The 17864-nt window shown below is 42.0% G+C and carries 21 protein-coding genes; 7 read left to right on the top strand and 14 right to left on the bottom strand.

The window, feature by feature from the left end:
- Positions 1 to 107: 107 nt before the first annotated feature.
- From H3302_RS11975 to serA, 5 genes are all read left to right on the top strand, one after another.
- Positions 108 to 1625, top strand: coding sequence for a S10 family peptidase (locus tag H3302_RS11975; protein ID WP_036966423.1), 1518 nt, complete (start codon positions 108 to 110; stop codon positions 1623 to 1625).
- A 117-nt stretch (positions 1626 to 1742) separates the two neighbouring features.
- Positions 1743 to 2294, top strand: a complete 552-nt coding sequence (locus H3302_RS11980; RefSeq protein ID WP_182395349.1) for a hypothetical protein — start codon at positions 1743 to 1745, stop codon at positions 2292 to 2294.
- Between the two features lie 13 nt (positions 2295 to 2307).
- On the top strand, positions 2308 to 2904 hold the full coding sequence (locus tag H3302_RS11985) for a 5-formyltetrahydrofolate cyclo-ligase (protein ID WP_182395352.1): 597 nt from the start codon (positions 2308 to 2310) through the stop codon (positions 2902 to 2904).
- Between the two features lie 67 nt (positions 2905 to 2971).
- Positions 2972 to 3625, top strand: coding sequence for a ribose-5-phosphate isomerase RpiA (gene rpiA, locus H3302_RS11990; RefSeq protein ID WP_065978661.1), 654 nt, complete (start codon positions 2972 to 2974; stop codon positions 3623 to 3625).
- 14 nt (positions 3626 to 3639) lie between these two features.
- On the top strand, positions 3640 to 4869 hold the full coding sequence (gene serA, locus H3302_RS11995) for a phosphoglycerate dehydrogenase (RefSeq protein ID WP_065978662.1): 1230 nt from the start codon (positions 3640 to 3642) through the stop codon (positions 4867 to 4869).
- Between the two features lie 335 nt (positions 4870 to 5204).
- Here the strand turns inward: serA and H3302_RS19935 are convergent, their stop codons facing one another.
- The 5 genes from H3302_RS19935 to yaaA all read right to left on the bottom strand — a co-directional run bounded on the left by H3302_RS19935 (position 5205) and on the right by yaaA (position 8363).
- Entirely contained in the window at positions 5205 to 5423 is a 219-nt protein-coding gene (locus tag H3302_RS19935; protein WP_074989049.1) for a GDCCVxC domain-containing (seleno)protein, read from the bottom strand.
- A complete protein-coding gene (gene merC / locus H3302_RS12000; protein WP_074989050.1) occupies positions 5411 to 5800 on the bottom strand; it encodes an organomercurial transporter MerC in 390 nt (129 codons plus the stop codon). The genes H3302_RS19935 and merC overlap by 13 nt, the downstream gene beginning before the upstream one ends.
- A gap of 56 nt (positions 5801 to 5856) precedes the next feature.
- On the bottom strand, positions 5857 to 6234 hold the full coding sequence (locus tag H3302_RS12005; protein ID WP_074989051.1) for a MerR family transcriptional regulator: 378 nt from the start codon (positions 6232 to 6234) through the stop codon (positions 5857 to 5859).
- Positions 6235 to 6513: 279 nt separating this feature from the next.
- Entirely contained in the window at positions 6514 to 7449 is a 936-nt protein-coding gene (locus H3302_RS12010) for a mechanosensitive ion channel family protein (RefSeq protein WP_182395354.1), read from the bottom strand.
- A 134-nt stretch (positions 7450 to 7583) separates the two neighbouring features.
- Positions 7584 to 8363, bottom strand: a complete 780-nt coding sequence (gene yaaA, locus H3302_RS12015; protein ID WP_036966396.1) for a peroxide stress protein YaaA — start codon at positions 8361 to 8363, stop codon at positions 7584 to 7586.
- A 221-nt stretch (positions 8364 to 8584) separates the two neighbouring features.
- On the opposite strand from yaaA, the gene tal reads away from it, so the two are divergent.
- Together tal and H3302_RS12025 are read left to right on the top strand one after the other, a co-directional pair.
- Positions 8585 to 9535: a transaldolase gene (tal, locus tag H3302_RS12020; protein ID WP_036966394.1), complete on the top strand. Its 951-nt coding sequence runs from the start codon at positions 8585 to 8587 to the stop codon at positions 9533 to 9535.
- Positions 9536 to 9724: 189 nt separating this feature from the next.
- Positions 9725 to 9913 (top strand): DUF3545 family protein, encoded by a 189-nt coding sequence (locus H3302_RS12025; RefSeq protein ID WP_036966391.1) that lies wholly within the window; start codon positions 9725 to 9727, stop codon positions 9911 to 9913.
- Between the two features lie 30 nt (positions 9914 to 9943).
- Here the strand turns inward: H3302_RS12025 and ung are convergent, their stop codons facing one another.
- From ung to H3302_RS12070, 9 genes are read right to left on the bottom strand one after another with little or no spacing between them, the layout of a single operon-like run.
- Positions 9944 to 10615 carry a uracil-DNA glycosylase gene (ung, locus tag H3302_RS12030; protein WP_036966388.1) on the bottom strand — a complete coding sequence of 224 codons (672 nt, stop codon included), beginning with the start codon at positions 10613 to 10615 and terminating at the stop codon, positions 9944 to 9946.
- A complete protein-coding gene (locus tag H3302_RS12035; protein WP_231387333.1) occupies positions 10612 to 11433 on the bottom strand; it encodes a cobalamin-binding protein in 822 nt (273 codons plus the stop codon). The genes ung and H3302_RS12035 overlap by 4 nt, the downstream gene beginning before the upstream one ends.
- Before the next feature lie 37 nt (positions 11434 to 11470).
- Positions 11471 to 12070 carry a cob(I)yrinic acid a,c-diamide adenosyltransferase gene (gene cobO / locus H3302_RS12040; protein WP_036966385.1) on the bottom strand — a complete coding sequence of 200 codons (600 nt, stop codon included), beginning with the start codon at positions 12068 to 12070 and terminating at the stop codon, positions 11471 to 11473.
- Positions 12070 to 13554: a cobyric acid synthase gene (locus tag H3302_RS12045; protein ID WP_182396418.1), complete on the bottom strand. Its 1485-nt coding sequence runs from the start codon at positions 13552 to 13554 to the stop codon at positions 12070 to 12072. Before H3302_RS12045 ends, cobO begins: the two co-directional genes overlap by 1 nt.
- Complete coding sequence (gene cobU / locus H3302_RS12050; protein WP_075594420.1) at positions 13554 to 14081, bottom strand: bifunctional adenosylcobinamide kinase/adenosylcobinamide-phosphate guanylyltransferase; 528 nt, start codon at positions 14079 to 14081, stop codon at positions 13554 to 13556. The genes H3302_RS12045 and cobU overlap by 1 nt, the downstream gene beginning before the upstream one ends.
- Positions 14078 to 14872, bottom strand: a complete 795-nt coding sequence (locus tag H3302_RS12055; RefSeq protein ID WP_182395356.1) for an adenosylcobinamide-GDP ribazoletransferase — start codon at positions 14870 to 14872, stop codon at positions 14078 to 14080. Before H3302_RS12055 ends, cobU begins: the two co-directional genes overlap by 4 nt.
- A 3-nt stretch (positions 14873 to 14875) precedes the next feature.
- Complete coding sequence (cobT, locus tag H3302_RS12060) at positions 14876 to 15937, bottom strand: nicotinate-nucleotide--dimethylbenzimidazole phosphoribosyltransferase (protein ID WP_182395358.1); 1062 nt, start codon at positions 15935 to 15937, stop codon at positions 14876 to 14878.
- Between the two features lie 3 nt (positions 15938 to 15940).
- Positions 15941 to 16930: an iron ABC transporter permease gene (locus H3302_RS12065; RefSeq protein ID WP_259369858.1), complete on the bottom strand. Its 990-nt coding sequence runs from the start codon at positions 16928 to 16930 to the stop codon at positions 15941 to 15943.
- Positions 16923 to 17756, bottom strand: coding sequence for an ABC transporter ATP-binding protein (locus H3302_RS12070; protein WP_074989057.1), 834 nt, complete (start codon positions 17754 to 17756; stop codon positions 16923 to 16925). Before H3302_RS12070 ends, H3302_RS12065 begins: the two co-directional genes overlap by 8 nt.
- Positions 17757 to 17864 lie beyond the last annotated feature (108 nt).

Genomic DNA, 17864 nt, shown 5'->3' on the forward strand with positions numbered 1-17864 from the left:
TCATTATTTCTCTGTTTAACGACTAATATTGGTGACTAGTCTCAATAGTTTGTCATCGCGCGCGCTTTTCTTTCTAATGACTGCAATTCGAATAATAAGGAATCAACATGAAACTCGTTAGTTTTATTGGTTTGTCTGTGACCGCCCTAACATTGACCTTTAGTACGCCTAGTTTTGCTGAGAACGAACGTCGTATCGACGTAGACAGCAATGTCGTGACTGAACACAAAGCACGTATAAACGGTGAGCGCTTCTCTTACACTGCAACCACTGGGACCCAGCCTGTTTGGGATGAACAAGGAAATGCCGTCGCCACGTTACAATACACCTATTATCAGCGCGATAAAGTAGACGATCGTACAAAGCGCCCGCTGGTGTTTTCGTTTAATGGTGGACCGGGCTCTGCGTCAGTGTGGATGCACCTTGCTTATACTGGACCACGCGTATTAAAAATTGATGACGAAGGTTACCCTGTGCAACCTTATGGCGTTAAAGATAACCCATATTCAATTTTAGATGTTGCAGATATTGTTTACATCAATCCCGTGAATACAGGGTACTCTCGCGTATTAGAGAACGAAAAAGGCGAACTGCCAAGTAAATCTGATCAACAAAAAATGTTCTTTGGTGTTAATGCCGACATAAAATACTTAGCGGAGTGGTTAAACACCTTTGTATCGCGCAATGAACGCTGGCGCTCACCCAAATTCTTAATTGGTGAAAGCTATGGTACAACCCGTGTTTCAGGCCTAGCTCACGAATTACAAAACCGTCAATGGATGTATATCAACGGCGTTATTTTAGTCTCACCAACTGAAATTGGCATTAAGCGCGAAGGCCCTGTAGAAGCCGCTAACCGCTTACCTTACTTTGCAGCAACCGCGTGGTATCACAAAGCTTTAAGTGCTGATTTACAAGCTAAAGACTTAGATGAGCTACTACCAGAAGTTGAAGACTTCACGGTAAATAAGTTCCTTCCAGCGATTGCTAAAGGGGGCTTTTTAGCGGCTGATGAAAAACGCGCTATTATCAAGCAAGCAGCTAAATACGCTGGCTTATCAGAGAAATTTGTTGAGCAAAACAACCTTGATATTCCAACTGATTTTTTCTGGAAAGAGCTGCTACGTGACCGCGGTCAAACGGTGGGTCGTTTAGATTCACGCTACTTAGGTATCGATAAACGCGATGCGGGTGAATCACCAGACTACTGGGCAGAGCTCACGTCATGGTTACACTCATTCACACCCGCAATTAACTACTACCTACGTGAAGAGTTAAATTACAAAACTGATATCAAATACAACTTATTTGGTAATGTTCACCCTTGGGACCGCTCAGGTAATAACACTGGCGAAAACCTGCGTTTAGCAATGGCACAAAACCCGTACCTGAATGTCATGATCCAATCTGGTTACTATGATGGTGCAACAAACTACTTTGACGCTAAATACACAATGTGGCAGTTAGATCCAAGTGGCAAAATGAAAGATCGCTTAAGCTTTAAAGGCTACCGCAGTGGTCACATGATGTATTTACGTCATGCCGACCTTGAATCATCAAACAATGACTTACGTGAATTTATTTTGAAATCGCTGCCAGCAGAAGGCAAAGCCGCCAAATACTAATCACGCAAAGTAAATTCCAAAAAGAAAAAAGCCCGTTTTTACGGGCTTTTGTTTATCCATTGATCTATTTAGGTTTATACTTTCAGCCATACACTCTAGAGATTTGGAAATCACAGCATGGCAGAAAAATTTCGTGTGATGTTTGCCGGGCTTGAATCAGGCATAGATCAAACACAAGCGACTGAGCAACTTGCCGCAAAATTAAAAACCAGCACAGACAAAGTTGCAGGGCTTTTTGAGCACAAACCTTTGTTTGCTCCGAGCGATCAAGAAAAAGCACTTAAGCAAGCTAAACTACTGGCCAGTGTTGGCATAAAAGCTAAATTACAACCAGTTAGTCAGCAGCCTGCGAGTATTGGCCTTGACGCAAAGCAACGTGATGAGCGTATTTTTGATGCGCTTGACTACATAACCAGTAGTCTTATTCGCTTAGAAGAAAAGCTAGACGACCTTGAACAACGGCTCCCTGAACTTGAAAACAGCAGTGAACTAAGCAGCACCGATAACTGGCAAGAAGAAGATTTGCTTGATGAAGAAGCATATTGCGAACCTGTTAAAAAGCGTCCAAACACCCTGCTCTATTCATTGATTGCCATGGTGGTTGTGTTGTTAATTGCGCTGGGTATTGTGGAACTGTTTCCTGACCTATTCTCATTTTTAGAAAGTTAATATACATATTGACATGAGCAACATACGAGCAGAAATAAGACAATCTATTCGCAAAAAGCGTAATTCTCTTAGCAAAGAGCAACAAAAAAATGCAGCAATTGCGCTGAAAATGAATTTTACTCAACACCTAAAATCATTAAATACATCCCAAAATCCCCGTATAGGCATTTATTTTAGCAATGATGGAGAACTAGATACCTCATTGTTAATTAAAGAATTATGGCACAAAAAAGCGCCCCTTTACTTGCCTATAATCCACCCGTTTAATGGCACTACTTTGTACTTTCAAAGGTATGAAGAAAATTCACCCATGACTGCAAATCGCTATGGTATCTTGGAGCCCAAGTTGAATTGCAGTCAAATATGTCCTTTAGACAAGCTTGATATTTTATTAATGCCACTCGTGGCATTTGATGATCAAGGTAACCGTTTAGGTATGGGCGGTGGGTTTTATGACAAAACATTAGCACGATACTACCAAGAGAACTGGCAAAAGCCGATATTAATCGGTCTGGCGCATCAATGTCAGCATGTGCCTTCTTTACCAATAGAATCTTGGGATGTTCCGCTAAAACACATCATCACCCCAGAGAAAATCTACCAATGGTAGCACTTCTCTCTGTATACTATGAACACTTGAATAAGTATCTCTCTGACAGCCAACTGAGCACATAATTATGACGCAAGATGAATTAAAAAAAGCCGCTGCCTGGGCAGCACTCGAATTTGTAAAAGAAAACACCATTGTTGGTGTTGGCACAGGTTCAACAGTAAATCATTTTATTGATGCACTAGACACGGTAAAAGACACCCTTGTGGGTGCTGTTTCAAGTTCAGAAGCTTCAACTGAAAAGTTAAAAGCACTTGGTATTGAAGTATTTGAGCTTAATGATGTGCAAAGCCTTGATGTTTATGTTGATGGCGCTGATGAAATCAACCCACACAACGAAATGATTAAAGGCGGTGGCGCAGCGCTAACACGCGAGAAAATAGTCTCTGCGGTAGCAAAACAATTTGTATGTATTGTTGATGAATCAAAAGAAGTTGAGACATTAGGGGCATTCCCACTGCCAGTTGAAGTAATCCCAATGGCTCGCAGCTACGTTGCTCGTGAACTCGTAAAACTTGGGGGTGATCCAGTGTACCGCCAAGGTGTAGTGACAGACAACGGCAACATCATTTTAGATGTGCATAACCTTGATATCAGCAATGCCAAAGAATTAGAGCTAACAATCAATCAGATTGTTGGGGTAGTCACAAACGGCTTGTTTGCCCATCGCGGTGCAGACAAAGTTATTATCGGCACCAAAAATGGGCCGCAAATCAAGTAAATAGGAATGAGGATATGAGTAAGGTATCGTTAGCAAAAGACAAAATTAAAATTCTCTTGCTGGAAGGCGTGCACCAAAGTGCTGTAGAAACGCTAAAGCGTAATGGTTACAGTAACATTGACTACGTGAAAACGTCCTTACCTGAAGACGAGCTCATTGAGCGCATTAAAGATGTGCACTTTGTTGGCCTTCGTTCTCGTACTCATATTAATCAAGCGGTATTAGAAGCAGCTGAAAAGCTTGTTGCAGTAGGCTGCTTCTGTATCGGTACAAACCAAGTTGATCTGCAAGCTGCGCGTGAGCGTGGTATTGCTGTATTCAACGCACCATTCTCAAACACGCGCTCTGTTGCAGAGTTAGTGCTTGGTGAAATCTTATTACTTCTTCGTGGTATTCCACAGCGTAACGCCCTCGCTCATCGCGGTGGTTGGTTAAAATCAGCCAACGGTTCATTTGAAGCCCGTGGTAAAACGTTAGGTATTGTTGGTTACGGCCACATTGGTACACAACTCGGTATCATGGCTGAAAACATCGGTATGAACGTTGAGTTCTTTGATATCGAAGACAAACTATCGCTTGGTAATGCGACACAAGTACATAACCTTACCCAGTTATTGCAACGTGCCGATGTAATTAGCTTACACGTACCAGAAACGCCGCAAACTAAAAATCTAATTGGCATGGCTGAGCTTGAAGTCATGAAGCAAGGCGCGATTTTAATCAATGCATCACGCGGTACAGTGGTTGATATTGATGCGCTTGCAGAAGCACTGCGCGAGAAAAAGCTAAGCGGTGCTGCCATCGACGTATTCCCTGTTGAACCAAAATCGAATGACGAAGAATTTGTTTCACCTCTGCGTGGTTTTGATAACGTTATTTTGACCCCACACATTGGTGGCTCAACGCAAGAAGCACAAGAGAACATTGGTATTGAAGTTGCGGGTAAACTTGCTAAATATTCAGATAATGGGTCAACAATTACAGCCGTGAACTTCCCTGAAGTATCACTGCCTGAACTCGCTAACCGCAGTCGCTTATTGCACGTACACCAAAATAGACCCGGCGTGTTAACGCAAATTAACCAAGCGTTTGCACAGCACGGTATCAATATCGCAGCACAGTACTTACAAACTGACGAAGCGATTGGTTACGTAGTAATTGATGTAGACACAGACCATTCAGAAGTCGCACTTAAAGAACTAAGTGCAGTTGAAGGTACAATCAGAGCTCGTATCTTACACTAATCGCTCACACAGCGAATAAGCAAAAAGCGCAACCAGTTTGACTGATTGCGCTTTTTTGATCTTGAACTTAAGCCGCCCTCTCTCAGTTGATTTTGTGTGAAGATAAGAGCGGAGCGAAACCCAGCAAAGTAAGCCACGCTGTAAGCCGATAGTTTTAAGTTTTAAGCGCCAAGTCAAAAATAGCTCAGCATAGACGTAAATTTATTTCGCGCGAGGCGGTTACTTATAAGTAATAAATACCAACCATTCTTGAGTAAACAGCAGATGGTATTTCAAGCCAATTTTGGACAAAAACACGTTAGAGACTAAGGACAGCTTTGTGCCAATAGCAGCCCTTAAGGTTTGTTACAGCAACTGCTTCCTTCTTGAATAGGTGGGCATTTTACAGTCCCGTAAGAGCAATAAACGCAACAATCACCTTTTAATGGCCTGAGTAACGCTTTACACCCTTCACATTCGTAATACCACTGGCAGGCATTTGTTGGCATAGTCTCGACCTTACTATATCCACATTCGGGACAAGTAATCTTAGATTCTAATTCTATATCTTGCATACAGGTTCCTTAACAGGCTTAACGATATCCAACACTGACATAAATACCATCCATGTGATCCCAAAGTAAAATAAGTAAGTGCTCCAGTCGTATTGCCACAACGGATAAAGAGTCAGCAATACTGCAATTGGGCCAATTACACTTAATATGCCTCTTACCATATGCTTATGTTGATACCAGTTATACGAGTTGACCAATAAAGCGAGCGCAGCAAACAATGGTAATAGAGTATTAACCGCAATTCCTTCAAAATGAGACAGAAAACCAAGCCCTAGGGCTGATGCTAGTGAGCCGAGTGCAGGAAAACATGCAGTGCAGCTAAGTGCGGCTAGCCAAACGCCACCAGAGCCTACTTTATCTAGAATTTTATTAATCATAATTACCTCTACTTTTGAGGTAGTTTAAACTCCGTATATAGGTACGGAGTCAATAGCTAATTGAGCGAATTTATAATTGGACAGGAATTAGGGTCTTGGTTGGCTTTACAAGAGTTTGTCATATCTTGAATCACATGTTCTAACCGCTGCAAGTCAGCAATTTTCTCTCGTATTAACTTAAGTTTTTGTAAACCCATTGATTCTACATCAGAGCAGTTTCCACTCATCGACATAAGCGAAGCGACTTCATCAAGTGTAAAGCCTAACGCTTTAGCTTTTAATATGAATTTAAGTTGACTGACATGGGTTTCGTCATACATGCGGTAACCACTATCAGGTTTTAGTGGCTGTACTATTAGCCCTTTACGCTCATAGAATCGGATTGTTTCTACGTTAACGTCTAGTTCTTTAGCCAGCTTTCCTATGGTTTTCATAAGCAGGTTCTCTTATACAACTAGCATCATTTTATCATTATTAGACAAAATCTGAACTTCCGATATTCGCTCAGAGCCGCCCTTAGAGCATTTACGTTAACTCGTCTTTGGGCAAAAACAGTTTGCTTTGGTTAAGCGAACAAGAAAAACGGGTCCCCCCCTCAATGACTTAAATAAACCACACAGAACGACTAGATTTCCTTCACCCATAATAAAACCTAACAACCACCCGCTCACGTACACTTCCCTGTGTAAATCACGCCGGTGAGTCAGTAAATTTTACTTATCGGCTGGCTTTGCATCCGCGGCCTTATCTGGCTGTTTTTCGCTGATCATGGTGTTTAATTTCTCGCCGCCTTTGATACCAAAATCTAACGTGCGGATTGGGAATGGAATGGTCATATCAGCTTCGCTTAGGGCGTTTCTAACAGCCACAACAGCTTTGTGGCGTACAGTCATAAAGTCAGCTTCACCGGGGTACTTAATCCAAAACCACACCAGTAAATTAATGCTGCTATCGCCAAAGCTTTCGGCGTACACGGCGGTCTCTTCTTGCTTGATCACAAAATCAAATTCATTGATTTTTTTAACGATAACCTCTGCAGCTTGCTCTGGGTCATCGGCATACGAAATACCCACAGGCACCTCAATACGGCGAACGCCTAACGTACTGTAATTACTAAGTATGTTTCTAAATAAAATTTTATTCGGTACGAGAATTAGTTGCCCATAAAAATTCTCGATAAGGGTGTTTCTGAGGTTAATCGCGCGCACTGTACCAAATACACTTTCCGTTCGAATGACATCACCTGCTTTAAAGGGTTTACGAATACCCATGGCAATACCTGCTATTAAGTTTTCGGTCATATCCTGAAAAGCAAAACCGATAGCAAGACCAACAATACCAGCACCTGCGAGTAATGAAGTCACGGTGCCTCTGAGGCCTAAAAAATCGAGCGCAACAAACAGCCCTACACAAAGAATAACCACTTTTGCAATAGACGACATCAAATCAGCAATTTGCGTTGATTCCAAAGAGCGACGTAAGATTTTACGCAGCATTGAGCCACACACTCGCGCTAAAAGCGAAAATAAAATGGTTATTATGATTGCGACGATGAAGTTAGGAATATGACTTATAACAATATCAATCCAACCACCAAGCTTCTCTTCAATGAGCTTTTCAGCTTCACTAACGGATGGAATTTTTAGCATGTTTATACCTTGTTATCTTATATTAACTAACTCGGTAATTTGCAAAATGAACGCCATGTTTAATCAGACAAATAAAAACCATAAAAAAAGCCGTGCATCGCACGGCTTTTAACACACTAAAGTAGGCTCTTTTTCTAGTGCTGTTCTTCTCGCAGAAAAACAGGTTCGAGCTCTTTCGCGGTTGCATCGCTACTGAAGTAATAACCCGCTACTGTGAAATCTTTTAAATCACTCAATTGAGTAATTTTATTCTCAATAATGTAACGCGCCATCATGCCGCGGGCTTTTTTCGCGTAAAAGCTGATCACTTTATACTGGCCGTTTTTACAATCTTTAAAATGAGGTGTAATAATTTGTGCATTCAAGGCTTTTTTATCAACTGCTTTAAAGTACTCATTTGAAGCAAGGTTTACTAAGTACTTACTGTCTTGCTCTGCCAAGACTGTATTGAGTTTTTCGGCTATCACACTCCCCCAAAACTCATACAAGTTTTTACCGCGTGGATTTTCAAGCTTAGTGCCCATTTCTAGGCGGTAAGCTTGCATTAAATCGAGCGGCTTAAGTACACCGTAAAGGCCAGATAAAATTCGTAAGTGAGACTGTGCATAATCTAAGTCAGAGTGTGTTAACGACTGTGCATCTAAACCACCATACACATCTCCATTAAATGCAAGGACGGCTTGTTTTGCGTTTTCTGTTGTAAACGGCTGTGACCACTGTGCGAATCGCGCTGCATTTAAACCGGCTAGTTTATCGCTGATTTTCATTAAACTGCCAATTTGAGCAGGGGTTAAATCACGGCAAACTGACATTAACTCTTCGCTGTGCTCGAGTAATTCAGGCTGAGTGAATTTGTCGGTCGTGGCTGGTGTTTCATAATCTAAATTTTTTGCAGGTGAAATAACTGTGATCATAGATAGCTATTGACTTGTAATTTGTTTGATGTCAATTTCAACATTAAATGAATCAAAATGCACGTTTTGTTTCGCCCCGCCTTAATTCGCTGCATTTTCACATCTAATGCCTTAGTTTTCTTAGTTAAGGACATTTGACCTATTAAACACTGTCATAGTGTTGCAGCATTAAGGTGGCTATAATGGATTTTCTTTTAACTTGCTTGGAATGAGGAAAGCAAATGACTTCAGCACTACAAAGGCTTAAACAGCATTCATCTATTGTTGCAGATACAGGTGATATTGAAGCTATCAAAAAGCACCAACCAGAAGATGCAACAACTAACCCATCTTTACTTTTAAAAGCCAGTGAAATTGAAGCGTATAAACCTTATCTAGACAAGGCATGGCAATACGCAAAAGAAACAGAGCAAGATGCAGCCAAGCAACTTGAACTTGCTTGCGATTATTTTGCCGTATTAATTGGTAAAGAAATTAGCGAAATTGTACCGGGTTATATCTCGACAGAAGTCGATGCGCGTTTATCTTTCGATACACAAGCGACGATTGATAAAGCACATACTTTACTTAGCCTTTACGAAAAAGAAGGGGTAAGCAAAGATAAAATTCTTATTAAAGTTGCATCAACGTGGGAAGGCATCAAAGCTGCCGAGCAATTAGAAAAAGAAGGCACTAAGTGTAACTTAACGCTGTTATTCTCAGAAGCACAAGCACGTGCCTGTGCCGACGCAAATGTATTTCTAATTTCACCGTTTGTTGGCCGTATTCTTGACTGGCATGTAGCGAATGGTATGGAAAAACCGACTGATCCAATGCAAGATCCTGGTGTACAGTCTGTTCGTAGTATTTATGAATTCTACAAACGCCATGACTATAAAACAGTCGTGATGGGTGCAAGCTTCCGTAACACAGGTGAAATCATCGCGCTTACTGGTTGTGATAAATTAACAATCAGCCCTGCATTACTTGAAGAGCTTGGTGAGCTTACAGACGCACAAGAGTACTTACTTGAAAGCGACTTTACCGTTGAACCAAAACCAGCACCACTGACTGAAAGTGAGTTCCGTTGGTTACATAATCAAGATGCCATGGCGACAGAAAAACTAGCTGAGGGCATTCGCTCTTTTGCCGAAGCGCAGCTTGAATTAGAAGCACGCTTTAAAGCAATGTAATCTGCAAAAATCATTGTAAATGAACGCCACCGCTCTCGGTGGCGTTTTTGTTTATATACCATACAAAATTTTGATCTATTCATCTAGCAATCACATTTCTGTAACAATATCGTCACTTTTTTATTCTATTTTTGTCTAGCCTGTGGTATAGGTATTTCCGAGGTTCAAAATAATCAATAGGAGAAGTTCATGGATAGCCTAGACGATATTTTAGAAATATTAGAAGGTCCTAGTACAACAAAAAAGACCTCTACAAAAAATAAAAAGAGAAAATGGCGCGAAATCGAAGCTTTGAAAGACAAGCACAGATTACGTAAAGAACTACAGGAGTTAGACTACTTTACAGACAGTATAGCGATTGATGAGCTAGACTTTTAAACCAAGGCCCGCAAGGGCCTTTTGTTTGCATTAAATTTTAGGAAGGTGCCAATTAATCGGTGTTTTATGCTGTTCGCTCAGTCGCTGATTAATCGTTGAAAAGTGCTTACACCCAAAAAAACCTCGATGTGCAGACAAAGGTGAAGGATGTGGGCCTTGGATCACGTGATGACGCGATGTATCGATGTGTTTACCTTTCTTTTGTGCATGTGCCCCCCACAAAACAAACACGACTCCCTCACATTGCTGATTGATCAGTGCGATAACTTGGTCTGTAAACTGCTCCCATCCCAAGTGCTTATGTGAATGCGCGTTTCCCTGCTCAACGGTCAGTACTGTATTCAATAAAAACACGCCCTGCTCTGCCCAGCTTTGTAAGTAACCATGCTCAGGTATTTCGAATCCGTCGATATCTGTGGCCAGTTCTTTATAGATGTTTTTAAGTGAAGGTGGCAGTTTTTTAACCTCAGGTTGCACTGAAAAGCATAATCCATGTGCCTGCCCTTCACCGTGATAAGGGTCTTGCCCTAAAATAACCACTTTCACATCGTTTAAAGGAGTGGCGTTAAAGGCTGAGAAAACCTGTTCTTCAGGTGGGAATACAACAACACCCGCAGCGCGTTTATCAGCAACATAGGTTAGTGTGTCTTGCATATAGGGCTTGGCTAATTCAGCCTTTAAAAAATCTTGCCAGTTGGTCATTTTGAAGCCTGTATTTGCTTTCTTGAAATGTCTATTTTACCACACATCTCGCTCAAGCCATCAAGCATGCGGGTTGTAAAGCGATGTAATAAATCAGCGTTAACACTAATAAATTGGTTATGCTGAACGGCCGGTAATTCAGGCCATTGTCGCCAATCTATTTGAGGTTGCGGCTTTTTCGATTTTTCATCGGGGATAATAATCACCTCGGGTTTACTTACCAGCACATTTTCAATGCTGATACGCGGATAATCGGTTTCACTGTTTGCAAATACATTGTCAGCATGGCAAATCGTTAGTAACTGATTAATCCATGTGTTACCACCCACCGTCATCATCGGCTCTGGCCATAACTGATAAAACACACTCACTGGGGGTTTATCCTGCTGTGAAGCACGGATGGCAGCAAGCTTTACTTCAAACTCAGTGGCGACTCTATCGGCTCGCGTTTTTAAATGGGTTAACTCACCTAATTTACGTAACTCATCAGCCACATTATCCACTTGGTCTGGGTTACTGTAAGCAACCGGAATACCTAATTTCTCAATGTAAGCAAGATCTTCAGCTTTATTACCGGTCTTCCATGCAAGAACAAGATCAGGTTTCAGCGATAAGAGCCTTTCCATATTGATGCCATAGTAACCTCCCACTCGTTCAATTTCATTGGCTTGTGCAGGGTAATCGGCATAATCGACGGTTCCAACGATCCGATCTCCAGCACCAATTGCAAACAGGTTTTCGACTATATGCGGAGCCAAAGCAACGATACGCTGAGGCTCTTTAATTTCATGTGCGTAAGAAAACTGAGCCAACCACATCAATGCCCATAAGCAACTAAAGGTCAGTGCTTTCATATTAGTAATCAAACCCTTTTTGTGCCTTTATGCCAGCATCAAATGCATGCTTCACGTTACGTACTTCACTCACGGTGTCTGCAAGTTCTGTGAGTTTTCGGTGCGCGCCTCGCCCTGTAATAATCACTGATTGCATTGCAGGTCGCGAACTAATTGCAGCAATGACTTCATCTAAATCAATGTAGCCATAGGTAATCATATAAGTGATTTCATCGAGCATCACTAAATTAATAGACTCATCTTTTAGCATTCGTTTTGCTTCTTGCCATGTCACTTGCGCTGCCGCTGTGTCAGAGTCTTTATTTTGAGTCTCCCAAGTGAAACCCGTATTCATAATGACAAATTCGACGCCTGCTTTTTCGAGTAAATTACGTTCACCGCACTCCCAAGTGCCTTTAATAAACTGACAAACAGCTGCTTTCATGCCATGACCCACAGCACGCGCTACAGTACCAAAGCCTGAGGTTGATTTTCCTTTCCCGTTACCTGTAATGACCTGAAAAATACCTTGCTCTTTTTGAGCCGCGGCGATGCGCTCGTCTACTTTTTGTTTTACTTTTTGTTGGCGCTGTTGGTGCTTATCTTGGTTGTTTTCGCTCATTATTTTTCCTTACTAAAGGTGTCATAAATATTGATAATTTGCTCAATATCCATATGTTTTTCCACTACGTCTGCGAGTCTATTTAACTGCTGTTCGCGGTGTTGATTAAGATCGATAGGTGTCAATTTCGTCTCAGGCTCTAGCCATCTGACCAACTGATTTACTGCATCAGGTGTATCAAAAAGCCCATGTAAGTAAGTACCTGCTACTTGGTTATCATCGCTAATAAAGCCGTCATGGGTAAAGCCATTCGGATGCTGTTCAAACGTTATAAAAGGCTGTTCAAGCGCTGGCCCCTCACTTATTCCGGCATGTATTTCATAACCACAAACTAGCTGTTCGCTGCTGTTTAAATGCAATATTCCAGTTACTTGTGTCAGCACTTTTTGTTGGCCTAACTGAGTTTCAAAATTAGCGATTCCCAACCCTTTTGCTTCCCCTAGTCTAGACTCAACAGAATGAGGATCGGCAATTCGCATCCCTAACATTTGTAGGCCACCACAAATCCCCAGCACTTTGCCTGAATAACGAAGATGGCGGTGTATTTGTTTGTCCCACCCTTCATTTTTTAGAAAGGCTAAATCGCTTAACACATTCTTACTACCTGGAATAATAATTAGATCAACATCAGGAATCGATTGTGTATGACGGACATAGTGAAGGTCTATTTCTGGTTGCAGTCTGAGGACATCGAAATCAGTGTGATTACTAATATGAGGTAAAAGAAGAACAGCAATGTGTAACTGTGGCTCAGCAACTTTATTAGCAATAGCCACGGCATCTTCGGCATCTAAGGCTAAATCATGTAAGTATGGCAAAACCCCCAATACAGGTTTATTCGTGTATTGCTCAAGCCAATCTAAACCACTTTGTAACAGTGCTATATCACCACGAAAACGATTTATTACAAACCCTTTTACGCGCGCTTGCTCTGATTCAGATAACAACGATAACGTCCCAACCAGGTGAGCAAAAACCCCGCCTTTATCAATATCAGCAATAATGATCACTGGGCAATCGACAGCCTCAGCATAACCCATGTTAGCAATATCATTTTCTCTGAGGTTAATTTCTGCTGGACTGCCTGCGCCTTCAACAACTAATAGCTCAAACCGTTCGCTTAAGCGCTTTTGAGAGGTGAGTACAGCGTCCATAGCGACCTTTTTATAATCGTGGTAACTGCCGGCTTCCATATTCGAAAGCGCTTTTCCATGCACAATAACTTGTGCACCCGTATCGCTATTTGGTTTTAGTAAAATAGGGTTAAAATCAACCTCAGCGGGCACATTAGCTGCCACTGCTTGCAGTGCTTGTGCACGCCCTATCTCGCCTCCATCGGCGGTTACAGCACTATTAAGTGCCATGTTTTGCGGCTTAAAAGGCGCAACCTTAATGCCGCGTTTAGCAAAAATGCGACACAATGCCGCCACTAAAGTGCTTTTACCTGCATCAGATGTCGTGCCTTGCACCATAAGGGTTTTCATCATTGCTCCCTCTTTAATGTTTGTGCAAGGCCAGCAATAATAAACTCAACCCGAGCAACCTGCTTGGCAAGTGATTGGTGTAACCAACCCGAATGATCAACAAACTGGCGGCTCAATTCACCCAATGGCACAATACCATGGCCTACTTCATTGCTAACAAAAATAACCTCGCAGGGAAGCTCTTTAAGCACATCAAGTAGTGCTGCTTTTTGCTCTAGCCAATATGCTTCACCGTGCTGACATAAACAATTACTCAGCCAAAGTGTTAAGCAATCAACCAAAATACAGCGGTCTGCTTTGCCATGCTCTTTGAGCACTTTAGCCAATTGCAGTGGCTCTTCGATAACTTGCCAACGACCATCGCGCTCTAATTGATGACGTGCAATGCGTTCAGCCATTTCACTATCACCCGCATTGGCTGTCGCAAGATAAATAATCGATTTGCCTGAATTGCTAGCTAGTTGCTCTGCAAAGCGGCTTTTACCACTGCGTGCGCCACCTAAAATCAAGGTATGTGGTTGCTTCATAACATGCTCACTAAGGTTAAATATACAGCCAGCTCAGCAATTTGTTGTGCGGCACCTAGGCAGTCTCCGGTATAACCTGATAACTGTTTTTTGAACCAGTGAATCAATATAAAACGCGTTATAATAAGTACAAGGATTACAGTGAAGATGTGCCAAATACTGAGCACTGAAAATAACCATGCGAAAAGTATCACTGCCCCGCCTGTCGCAAGCAGTATTTGGTAACTTTCGGTGCTTAAATACATCGCAACGGGTTTTACTTTGCTGGTTGCATCGTGACTAACATAATCCATGTCAGCAATTAAACTCGTTGCGACAATTCGGCTTAAACTCTGCCCTAATAGCAACGCAATGAGTAGCAAATTTAGTGACTCAGACAACACAACTAAACTTTGAAACTTAATAAGCAGCACAATAATAAGCGCAGCCGCTCCGTAGGTTCCTAAACGGCTGTCTTTCATAATGGTCAGCTTATCTTCAACTTTCCAGCCACCACCAAAGCCATCCCACACATCTGCTAACCCATCTTCATGAAATGCCCCCGTCAAAATTAACCCTAAGGCCATAACAAGTGCCACGGAAATTGAAGCAGGAAAAAAGTAACTAAACACGAGATAACCTAAACTTAAAATCCCCGCAAGTAGAACCCCTACCAAAGCAAAATAGCGACTGGCTTGGTTCAATGCCGTCGTTGATACCTCAAAATTGAGCGTCACAGGTATACGTGTTAAAAAACTAACAGCTAGCAATAATAGCTGCTTTTGAGAAGGCGATGGGTTGTGTGTATTCATTGCTTAAACAACCTGCTCAACATGTGCATCTGCAAAACTTGCCATTGCGTTATAAAATGCAAGCGATGATTGTAATAATGGTAACGCCAAGGCGGCACCACTGCCCTCTCCTAAGCGCAAATTAAGGTTTAATAATGGCGATGCGTCTAACGCTGCCAGCATGGCTTTATGTCCTTGCTCATCTGAGGCGTGAGCAAAAATCATATAATCACGTGCATGCGCGTTTATACGTGTCGCAACCAATGCTGCGGCACTGCAAATAAAGCCATCAATAACCACCACCATGCCTAATTCTGCCGCGGCTAAAATAGCACCTGTTATTTGAACTATTTCAAAGCCACCCAGCGCCGCTAATGTCATTAATGGATCGTTTAGATGCGCCCGATGCAAATTAACGGCTTGTTCAACAACCGCAATTTTTTTAGCTACCACCTCATCCGTTACGCCCGTGCCCTTACCCACACATTGAGCGGCAGGTAATGATAATAGAGCAGCCATTAATGCTGCCGCACTGGTTGTGTTACCAATCCCCATTTCACCGAATGCTACGGTATTACACCCTATATTTTTTATTGCATTCACACGCTGCTTAGCAAACTTAAAGCCTTGTTCAACTTGCGCTGGCGACATCGCCATTGAGGTATTTATTGACTCAGTAATATGCCCTAAACGTTGATTATGAACACTAATATGATGCTGTTCTGACAAAGTGCCTGCATCAACGACCTCAAGCTGCCATCCAAGTTGACGGCAAAATACATTAATTGCCGCTCCACCATGCGCAAAATTCGCAATCATTTGTGAAGTCACACTGCTTGGCGCAATCGAAACCCCTTGGCTAGCAACACCATGATCACCTGCAAAAACGACGAGTGTCGGCGCGTTAATAACGGGTTTAAATTCATCTACAGCGTGCTCTGAGTTAAGAGATTGACTTAAAATGAGTGTCAACGTTTTTGCGCACTCTTCTAATTGACCAAGCGCTCCTAAGGGTTTGGTTTTAAGATCTATTTTTTGTTGAATTACAGATGCATACTGCGAGTTAAGAGGTGCGATATTAAACATGGGCTACCTGCGCTGTTTACGAAAATAAAGTAAAGATAAAAAGAACACACTGCCTATAGCCGCAGTGATCACACCCACAGGCAATTCTTGATTAGTCAGTAAAGTACGACAAAGCACATCAACCCATACCATAAATGTACCACCAACAAGGCTCGTCATTAAAAGGTTGTGGCTTGAGCCTTGCGACGTAAAGTAGCGGACAATATGCGGGATCATAAGCCCAACAAAGCCAACCCCCCCACACATAGCGACCAAAACAGCAGTAATTAACGAACTAAGCAGTAACATTAAAATACGGAAACGTTGAGCATGAATCCCCAGTGTTGCCGCGCTTTCATCACCAAGCAACATAGCGTTTAACTGACGACGAAAAGCGATTATTAACGTCATACACGCAATGATTACGGTGAGCGGGATCCAGAGCGTTCCCCACTCAGCACGTGAAAAACTTCCCATAGTCCAAAATAAGATAGCTGTAATCGCTTGAGGATCGCTAAAATAAAGTAATAAACTGGTTAAAGCACTAAACAGAAATGACAGTGCGACCCCCGCCAATAACATCGCTTCAACTTGCCCTACATGGCGACGCCCAGCAATGCCAATCAACAAAAACATAGAGAGTAAGCTGCCCAAAAATGCAGCAATCGACATACTAAAGCCAAAACTCACACCGGTAAGCGATATAAAGCAAACCACACCAAATGAGGCACCTGAAGAAATACCAAATAAGTAAGGGTCTGCCAACGGGTTTCGCGTTACGGTTTGTAATATAAGCCCAGCAAGCGCGAGCCCAGCTCCAGCTAAAAACGCCAATATCATACGTGGCATGCGCAGTTGCAAAATAATACGTTGGATAAATTCATCACTGCCCTGGCTGATTAAACTATGCAGCACATCACTCATTGATGTACTCGCGGCACCAAAACTGAGTGCTAAAAAGCAACTGACAAGTGCAACGCATACACAGAGACTAAAACGCACCCTATCAGTCATCTTGATGCTCCTGTCTGTTATAGCCGTAATAGTAGGTAATATGTGGCACGAACTCATCAAACGAGGTTGACTGAGGATGAGCAGACACTCTTGCACAAACACCAAAAACATCACTTAACAGCTGCTCGGTAAGCACCTCTTTTGGTGTGCCTTGCGTAATTAATTGACCTTCATCGATAACAAGTAACTCATCACATACGCTAGCAGCTAGATTTAAATCATGAAATGAAGCGAGCACAGTGACATCAAGTGACTTAGCAAGCTCCATAATTTGAATTTGATACTTAACGTCAAGATGGCTGGTTGGCTCATCCATAATCAATAACTTTGGTTGCTGAACAATTGAGCGGGCTATAAGTGCACGCTGTTTTTCTCCACCCGAAAGTGAATCAAAGCTTTGCTGTGTATGATGACTTAAACCAACCTGCTCGATTGCTTGATAAATACGCTTTTTATCATCGGCATTAGTCGCACTAAACAGGGTTTTATGTGGGGTGAGACCTAAACTAACTACATCGAAAACAGATAAATTAAATTGCGAAGGAGACTCTTGTAAAACCACAGCAACATTTTTAGCGAATTCATCAGCACTGATTTGCCAAATATTATCGCCAGCTAAAAAGACTGCACCTTGTTGTGGTTTTAAATAGCGATATAAGCAACGCAATAAACTTGATTTACCGGCGCCATTAGGTCCCAGCAAACCAATAAATTGACCTGCATTTAACTGCAAATTGATTGATTTAAGAATTGTTTTATCAGCAATTCCCCAGCTTAAATCAGATACTGAAATTAAAGGGGTTGTGCCTTGGCTTTTTAATTGCAAATTACACTCTCTTGGCGAGTTTTATCAACGCACCAGAAAGCACTGACCTATATCAGTAGATAACGTGAGTTGACCCGCTCAATGATACTAATTAGTTTGAATATTAAA

This window comes from Pseudoalteromonas sp. MT33b, from assembly GCF_014117385.1.
In the GTDB taxonomy this organism is placed as follows: domain Bacteria; phylum Pseudomonadota; class Gammaproteobacteria; order Enterobacterales; family Alteromonadaceae; genus Pseudoalteromonas; species Pseudoalteromonas lipolytica.

What these genes read in the sequence shown, in the direction of transcription:
- H3302_RS12055 (WP_182395356.1), bottom strand. Translation starts at nt 14,872, where the DNA reads ATGAATACACACAACCCATCGCCTTCTCAAAAGCAGCTATTATTGCTA.
- H3302_RS19935 (WP_074989049.1), bottom strand. Translation starts at nt 5,423, where the DNA reads ATGCAAGATATAGAATTAGAATCTAAGATTACTTGTCCCGAATGTGGA.
- cobT (WP_182395358.1), bottom strand. Translation starts at nt 15,937, where the DNA reads ATGTTTAATATCGCACCTCTTAACTCGCAGTATGCATCTGTAATTCAA.
- serA (WP_065978662.1), top strand. Translation starts at nt 3,640, where the DNA reads ATGAGTAAGGTATCGTTAGCAAAAGACAAAATTAAAATTCTCTTGCTG.
- cobO (WP_036966385.1), bottom strand. Translation starts at nt 12,070, where the DNA reads ATGAGCGAAAACAACCAAGATAAGCACCAACAGCGCCAACAAAAAGTA.
- H3302_RS12035 (WP_231387333.1), bottom strand. Translation starts at nt 11,433, where the DNA reads ATGTGGTTGGCTCAGTTTTCTTACGCACATGAAATTAAAGAGCCTCAG.
- H3302_RS12025 (WP_036966391.1), top strand. Translation starts at nt 9,725, where the DNA reads ATGGATAGCCTAGACGATATTTTAGAAATATTAGAAGGTCCTAGTACA.
- yaaA (WP_036966396.1), bottom strand. Translation starts at nt 8,363, where the DNA reads ATGATCACAGTTATTTCACCTGCAAAAAATTTAGATTATGAAACACCA.
- rpiA (WP_065978661.1), top strand. Translation starts at nt 2,972, where the DNA reads ATGACGCAAGATGAATTAAAAAAAGCCGCTGCCTGGGCAGCACTCGAA.
- H3302_RS12065 (WP_259369858.1), bottom strand. Translation starts at nt 16,930, where the DNA reads ATGACTGATAGGGTGCGTTTTAGTCTCTGTGTATGCGTTGCACTTGTC.
- H3302_RS11985 (WP_182395352.1), top strand. Translation starts at nt 2,308, where the DNA reads ATGAGCAACATACGAGCAGAAATAAGACAATCTATTCGCAAAAAGCGT.
- H3302_RS12005 (WP_074989051.1), bottom strand. Translation starts at nt 6,234, where the DNA reads ATGAAAACCATAGGAAAGCTGGCTAAAGAACTAGACGTTAACGTAGAA.
- merC (WP_074989050.1), bottom strand. Translation starts at nt 5,800, where the DNA reads ATGATTAATAAAATTCTAGATAAAGTAGGCTCTGGTGGCGTTTGGCTA.
- H3302_RS11975 (WP_036966423.1), top strand. Translation starts at nt 108, where the DNA reads ATGAAACTCGTTAGTTTTATTGGTTTGTCTGTGACCGCCCTAACATTG.
- cobU (WP_075594420.1), bottom strand. Translation starts at nt 14,081, where the DNA reads ATGAAGCAACCACATACCTTGATTTTAGGTGGCGCACGCAGTGGTAAA.
- ung (WP_036966388.1), bottom strand. Translation starts at nt 10,615, where the DNA reads ATGACCAACTGGCAAGATTTTTTAAAGGCTGAATTAGCCAAGCCCTAT.
- tal (WP_036966394.1), top strand. Translation starts at nt 8,585, where the DNA reads ATGACTTCAGCACTACAAAGGCTTAAACAGCATTCATCTATTGTTGCA.
- H3302_RS11980 (WP_182395349.1), top strand. Translation starts at nt 1,743, where the DNA reads ATGGCAGAAAAATTTCGTGTGATGTTTGCCGGGCTTGAATCAGGCATA.
- H3302_RS12010 (WP_182395354.1), bottom strand. Translation starts at nt 7,449, where the DNA reads ATGCTAAAAATTCCATCCGTTAGTGAAGCTGAAAAGCTCATTGAAGAG.
- H3302_RS12045 (WP_182396418.1), bottom strand. Translation starts at nt 13,554, where the DNA reads ATGAAAACCCTTATGGTGCAAGGCACGACATCTGATGCAGGTAAAAGC.